7 protein-coding genes are annotated in these 6,241 nt (G+C 41.1%); 3 read left to right on the top strand and 4 right to left on the bottom strand.

Annotated features, from left to right (window positions below; genetic code table 11):
• From ACTH6U_RS20375 to purD, 3 genes are all read left to right on the top strand, one after another.
• Nucleotides 1-353 (top strand): hypothetical protein (locus ACTH6U_RS20375; RefSeq protein ID WP_441833021.1); only part of this gene is annotated, 353 nt, incomplete at its 5' end.
• Between the two features lie 207 nt (nucleotides 354-560).
• Entirely contained in the window at nucleotides 561-2,150 is a 1,590-nt protein-coding gene (purH, locus tag ACTH6U_RS20370; protein WP_441833020.1) for a bifunctional phosphoribosylaminoimidazolecarboxamide formyltransferase/IMP cyclohydrolase, read from the top strand.
• 17 nt (nucleotides 2,151-2,167) lie between these two features.
• On the top strand, nucleotides 2,168-3,451 hold the full coding sequence (gene purD / locus ACTH6U_RS20365; RefSeq protein WP_441833019.1) for a phosphoribosylamine--glycine ligase: 1,284 nt from the start codon (nucleotides 2,168-2,170) through the stop codon (nucleotides 3,449-3,451).
• A gap of 200 nt (nucleotides 3,452-3,651) precedes the next feature.
• Here the strand turns inward: purD and ACTH6U_RS20360 are convergent, their stop codons facing one another.
• The 4 genes from ACTH6U_RS20360 to nfi form a co-directional block, all read right to left on the bottom strand.
• Nucleotides 3,652-4,278, bottom strand: coding sequence for a DUF1481 domain-containing protein (locus ACTH6U_RS20360; protein ID WP_294104494.1), 627 nt, complete (start codon nucleotides 4,276-4,278; stop codon nucleotides 3,652-3,654).
• Nucleotides 4,279-4,367: 89 nt separating this feature from the next.
• Nucleotides 4,368-4,640 carry an HU family DNA-binding protein gene (locus ACTH6U_RS20355; protein ID WP_294104492.1) on the bottom strand — a complete coding sequence of 91 codons (273 nt, stop codon included), beginning with the start codon at nucleotides 4,638-4,640 and terminating at the stop codon, nucleotides 4,368-4,370.
• Between the two features lie 198 nt (nucleotides 4,641-4,838).
• Nucleotides 4,839-5,426 (bottom strand): YjaG family protein, encoded by a 588-nt coding sequence (locus ACTH6U_RS20350; RefSeq protein ID WP_336429459.1) that lies wholly within the window; start codon nucleotides 5,424-5,426, stop codon nucleotides 4,839-4,841.
• Nucleotides 5,427-5,500: 74 nt separating this feature from the next.
• Nucleotides 5,501-6,172: a deoxyribonuclease V gene (gene nfi / locus ACTH6U_RS20345; protein ID WP_294104488.1), complete on the bottom strand. Its 672-nt coding sequence runs from the start codon at nucleotides 6,170-6,172 to the stop codon at nucleotides 5,501-5,503.
• Between the last annotated feature and the right edge of the window lie 69 nt (nucleotides 6,173-6,241).

Genomic DNA, 6,241 nt, shown 5'->3' with positions numbered 1-6,241 from the left:
CTGATAAATTGTTAAAGAGCGTTGCAACTCATCTTTCGATGTCGACACTAAATTCAATGAATCAGGTCGTTGTTGCGAGGTGTGTATATTACGTTTTTCTTTCAGAAAGTCAAGTAGTTATTTTCAACTTTATCTTTCTTTTTTCACCTCTTACTGTCATCGGGGTTATTTTTCAAACCTCACCACCGAAGCGGTTTGCCGTGTCAGTGGATGCGCATTATAGGGAGTCAGAAAATTCGCGCAATAGTTTTTTTGCATTTTTTAGTTCAACTGCTGCAATCCACAGCAAAACCCCTACTTATACTTTTTTATCCACAAACTTATCCACAGATAGAAAAATATTCAAAATTTAGCGCGCATTACGCAAACGTTTGCGCTACAATTAGCGCGAAAAATCAGCATTAATTTTATGTTTATGTTCTGAAATTGTTAGTGACTTATATATAGCTATTGAAGAAGTCTCAATATTCAGCTTTTATAGATAGCGATATAAGAAGAGCCATAGGCTCTTTAACTCATTTGATACGCTCTAATTCTTTCTTATCCAAGGGATCTATTTCATGCAACTGCTTCGTCCAATTCGCCGTGCCCTGCTTAGTGTGTCTGATAAAACAGGGGTTGTTGAATTCGCTAAGGCGCTTTCTCACCGAGGAGTTGAGCTTCTCTCTACTGGTGGAACTGCAAAACTATTAGCAGAATCAGGCCTGAAGGTTACAGAGGTTTCGGATTACACGGGTTTTCCTGAAATGATGGATGGACGTGTTAAAACACTGCATCCGAAAATTCATGGTGGGATCTTAGGTCGTCGTGGGACTGATGATGCCATCATGCAAGAACATAATATTGAACCCATCGATATGGTTGTCGTCAATTTATATCCTTTTGCACAAACTGTCGCGAAACCCAATTGTACATTAGAAGATGCTGTCGAAAATATCGATATTGGTGGCCCAACAATGGTGCGCTCCGCAGCAAAAAACCATAAAGATGTAGCAATTGTGGTTAACAGTAATGACTACCAAATTGTCATTGATGAAATGGATAACCATGATAACTCGCTGAATTGGTCAACTCGCTTTGACTTAGCGATTAAAGCTTTTGAACATACTGCCGCTTATGACAGTATGATTGCGAACTACTTTGGTGAACTTGTTGCCCCTTATTATGGTGACACCACTCAACCTTCTGGTCGCTTCCCTCGAACCTTGAATTTAAACTTTATTAAAAAACAAGATATGCGTTATGGCGAGAATAGTCATCAAGATGCCGCTTTCTATATAGAAGAAAATCCAAAAGAAGCGTCCATCGCAACGGCAACTCAAATTCAAGGCAAAGCATTATCCTACAATAATATTGCAGATACTGATGCTGCTCTTGAATGTGTAAAATCATTTGATGAAGCAGCTTGCGTGATCGTTAAGCACGCTAACCCTTGTGGTGTCGCTATTGGCAATAATATTTTTACTGCTTATGACCGAGCATTTAAAACTGACCCGACATCTGCATTTGGTGGAATTATTGCCTTTAACCGTCCACTAGATAAAAATACAGCCCAAGCAATAGTTGACCGCCAATTCGTTGAAGTCATTATTGCCCCTTCAGTTGATCAAGATGCATTACCTATACTGGAAACTAAGCAAAACGTTCGAGTTCTTATTTGCGGTAAATGGGAAAAACCTATCGCAGGCTTAGATTTTAAACGTGTGAATGGCGGTTTACTGGTTCAAGATCGTGATTTAGGCATGGTAAAAAAAGATGAGTTACGCGTTGTCACTAAACGCCAGCCTACTGAGCGCGAAATGAAAGATGCTCTTTTTTGCTGGAAGGTTGCTAAATTTGTTAAATCAAATGCCATCGTATATTCGAAAAATGATATGACTATCGGTATCGGGGCAGGGCAAATGAGCCGTGTCTATTCCGCAAAAATTGCAGGTATTAAAGCCGCAGATGAAGGTTTAGAAGTTGCCGGCTGTGCAATGGCATCAGATGCATTCTTCCCTTTCCGTGATGGTATCGATGCGGCAGCAGCTGTTGGCGTGACTTGTGTTATCCAACCTGGCGGCTCTATTCGAGATAATGAAGTTATCGATGCGGCAAATGAACATGGCATCGCGATGATCTTTACCAATATGCGTCACTTCCGTCATTAATTATTAAAGGTGTATTGATGAATATATTAATTATTGGTGGCGGTGGTCGTGAACACGCACTAGCGTGGAAAGCCGCACAATCACCACTTGCAGATAAAGTCTATGTCGCGCCAGGTAATGCAGGAACGGCACTCGAGCCGACATTAGAAAATGTGGATATTGCAGCAACAGATATCGATGCATTACTTCAATTCGCAAAAGACAAACAAATTGATTTAACGATTGTTGGTCCTGAAGCACCATTAGTCATTGGTATTGTTAATCAATTCCAAAATGCAGGGCTAACCATTTTTGGCCCGACTCAAGGTGCTGCTCAGCTTGAAGGCTCAAAAGCATTTACTAAAGACTTCCTAGAGCGCCATAACATTCCAACGGCTGACTATCAAAATTTTACTGAGATTGAGCCAGCGCTCGCTTATTTAGATAAAGTTGGTGCACCAATTGTTATCAAAGCCGATGGACTTGCGGCCGGTAAAGGCGTGATTGTCGCCATGACATTGCAAGAAGCTAAAAATGCCGTGCATGATATGCTTGCAGGTAATGCTTTTGGTGATGCAGGACATCGCATTGTAATCGAGGAATTTCTTGACGGTGAAGAAGCTAGTTTCATTGTCATGGTTGATGGTGAAAATGTCATTCCAATGGCAACCAGCCAAGATCATAAACGTGTTGGTGATGGTGATACAGGCCTTAATACCGGTGGTATGGGTGCATATTCACCTGCTCCTGTTGTTACAGATGAAGTTCATCAGAAAGTAATGCAACAAGTAATTTATCCAACGGTTAAAGGAATGGATAAAGAAGGAAATCGCTATCAAGGTTTTCTATATGCAGGTTTAATGATTGATAAATTAGGTAATCCTAAAGTTATCGAGTTTAACTGCCGCTTTGGTGATCCTGAAACACAGCCAATTATGATGCGCTTACAATCTGATTTAGTCGCATTATGCCTTGCCGGTGCTAAAGGCGAACTTGCAGGAAAAGATTCACTTTGGGATGAGCGTCCTGCACTTGGTGTTGTTATTGCCGCAGGCGGCTACCCCGGCGATTATCATAATGGTGATATCATTTCAGGATTACCTACTGAAGAATTTACTGATAGTAAAGTTTTCCATGCAGGTACAACGATGAAAGATAATGAGGTTGTCACTGCCGGTGGACGTGTCCTTTGTGTTACCGCGCTCGGCGCCGATATCGCAAAAGCACAAGCTAAAGCTTATGAAGCCGCCAAAACTATTCATTGGGATAATAGCTTTTATCGCAATGACATCGGTTATCGCGCAATTTCTCGTATTAAATAGCCTTTAATTATCATGACACCGAAAGCTGATACATCGTTATCAGCTTTTTTATTCTCAATACTTGTGTTTGATTTTTGCCTCTACTCAGAGTCAGCGCTTCTAAGTATTTTGAATTACAACTAGACGGAAAAATTGCTTATATCTAAGGTAAGTTACTGAAACCAATAATGTTGTAGTTTGGAAGGCGACGAGCGGTGAGGTTATAAACTCTCTTTAGAAGGTTCCCAGCGACAAAAATCGGTATCAGCGACCATCAACAACTGGTTTCCCTCTGGAGACTCCAGCCAGGCGATATTCAACTGGTTATGCCAAACTTTTGATCGGCTCTGTAACCAATCCTCTGCATAAGACTCAAATTTCACCTCGCGTACATCGCCTTGGCAAGTTGTGACTTTACCTTGCTGCCAACGTCCTTGATAAAGTTCAACTTTACCCACAATTAATGCAGTATTTGTCTCAAGAATACGCTCAGCCTCAAAACGCCAGCGAGTAATTTCATCTTCTGTCAGTGGAATTTTATTATTTGCTTGCTCGCGCTGCATAAAAATAATGTCATTATTTTTATTGAAACGTAGCTGCTCCATAATATTTCCGTCACCTTGACTCATGATTTGGCTACGAATTTGCCAAAGTTTTCCCATTCGGTATTCGAAAAAATTAACAGAAGTATCTGTGCCTTTATAAGGGCTATAAACAACCATTAAGACGAGGGGTTCGCTTTTATCATTGTTGAGTCGCCACATACGAATTACGCCATCATCGGCAATAAATCCGCTTGCACTGAACTCCGGGAGTTTAGGCGAATTAGAGGAGCAGGCGCTTAGCATTGAGATAGCTCCCAATACCAGCAACCCTTTTCGAATAAACAAAAGGGGTAGTTTTGTACCCCCTCTGATAACTCTTGTATACAACGTACTTATTTTACTGCTTCTTTCAATGCTTTACCGGCAGAGAAAGCAGGTACAGTTGTAGCTGGAATTGTGATTTCTTCACGAGTCTGAGGGTTACGACCAGTACGTTCTGCACGATGGCTGACTTTGAAAGTACCGAAACCGACCAGTTGTACTTGCTCGCCTTTTTTCAGCGTGTCAGAAATAGCACTCAGAGTAGATTCTAATGCTGCTTTTGCCTGAACTTTGGTCAGGTCTGCTGATTCTGCGATAGCATCAACTAATTCAGTCTTATTCATAAATTATCCTTACACAGTGTGTTTATCGTTTGCAAAGCATCGAGTGCGTCGGATATGCCAAATTGACAGCCCTGATACACGCCCCCGATAGCCACTTCTTCTCGCCCCTAAATGTAGACTAGATTAGGGGCATATGTGAAGCCTTAGTACTCAGCATTACTGCGTCAAGTCACGCTTTCGTTAACGAAAGTATAAAAATCAGCTTAATGTAATGCCTATATTGCTAACCCCCGCTTCGCGAAGGTCAGATTTTAATCCTTTAATTAACTCTAAGTCTCGTTCTTCACAAGCTGCCAGTAAACGGAAAATATCCCATTGGATATCCCATTCCTCTTCAACAGAAGATAATTCTTTGAGCTCTTGCTCAGTCATTTCTCGCCCAGCTTGAGTCATTTCAAGCATAGCCACTGTACGGATGGATGTTTCGCTAACCGCTATTGCATGCTCTAATGTTTCACCACTCAATTTTGAGTGAATAACTTCGCCTAAAGCAACACATGCATCAATGGCAGGGTACACGCCATATATATCGAAATCATCCGCGACAGGAATAATTTCTTCTAATTTTTCTAACTGACTGTCAAAATTGACTTTGCTATCTTTTATGATCAAGGTTTCCCAAACTAAATCGAGTATAGAGCGGTAAACTTTTTCATGCGCAAATTCAGTTTGCTGGCAAAACATTTGAAAATTGGGATACATTCTTTCACACAGGCAAGCCATAAAAGTGACATGCTGCCAGCTTTCTAATTTTTCCAACCTCAAATGAATGGGATTTTTTAACATAATTTCTGACTCATCAATCTCAATACTTCGCAGTTTACCTGAAAATCCGCCAATGCCACATATTTTGCTGATAATTAGCCAATTTTCTTATTCATTCGCTTAAAAAATATGCGATTAGATGCAATTCCGTCAGCAAAACGGGTAGGTTCAGGTAGCCGATACCCTTGCAAGCACCGCGTTACCCACTCTAGCGACGACAATAAACTGACTTTATGTCCCGGAGAAATAAACAAAGGGTTACAGCGTTTTTTGCTACGCAGTACCCAGCCTAATTGATTTCCATTTTGCATTAGAGGTAGATAGCTACCTTGTTCTTCGGCGAGCACAACGTCATCACCACATAAACGACTTTTTGCGACGCCAATCGTTGGAACATTCGCTTGTAATCCAAAATGACAAGCAACACCAAAGCGCCTTGGGTGAGCAATACCTTGACCATCCACAAGAACCAAATCAGGCTTTTGTTTTATTTGTGTCCACGCCGCCATTAACCCAGGCACTTCTCGAAAGGAAAGTAACCCAGGAATATAAGGTAATTGAGTCGGGACTCGTGCTATCTGGTATTCAACTAATTCCAATTGTGGCCATGACAACACGACAATAGCAGCTCGAGTAATGCTACCTTGTTGTTCAAAACCCACATCAGCCCCGCCAATAAAGCGAGGCTGTTGGTATTCATCAGCTAAAATAACTTGTTCGGCTTGATGAATTTGTTCTTGCCGTAACAAGTGAGTATCTAAAACCATAATGTACCAATACTTAAGATACTTAATTATTACTAATGATAGATGATAATAGTGCACTTACAAGCTACG

The organism is Providencia sp. (genome assembly GCF_052096715.1).
Classification (GTDB): Bacteria; Pseudomonadota; Gammaproteobacteria; order Enterobacterales; family Enterobacteriaceae; genus Providencia.
This window is presented reverse-complemented; position numbering and strand designations above follow the sequence as displayed.

Coding starts and splice junctions, on each gene's coding strand:
- purH (WP_441833020.1), top strand. CDS start 561: ATGCAACTGCTTCGTCCAATTCGCCGTGCCCTGCTTAGTGTGTCTGAT.
- purD (WP_441833019.1), top strand. CDS start 2,168: ATGAATATATTAATTATTGGTGGCGGTGGTCGTGAACACGCACTAGCG.
- ACTH6U_RS20360 (WP_294104494.1), bottom strand. CDS start 4,278: ATGCTAAGCGCCTGCTCCTCTAATTCGCCTAAACTCCCGGAGTTCAGT.
- ACTH6U_RS20355 (WP_294104492.1), bottom strand. CDS start 4,640: ATGAATAAGACTGAATTAGTTGATGCTATCGCAGAATCAGCAGACCTG.
- ACTH6U_RS20350 (WP_336429459.1), bottom strand. CDS start 5,426: ATGTTAAAAAATCCCATTCATTTGAGGTTGGAAAAATTAGAAAGCTGG.
- nfi (WP_294104488.1), bottom strand. CDS start 6,172: ATGGTTTTAGATACTCACTTGTTACGGCAAGAACAAATTCATCAAGCC.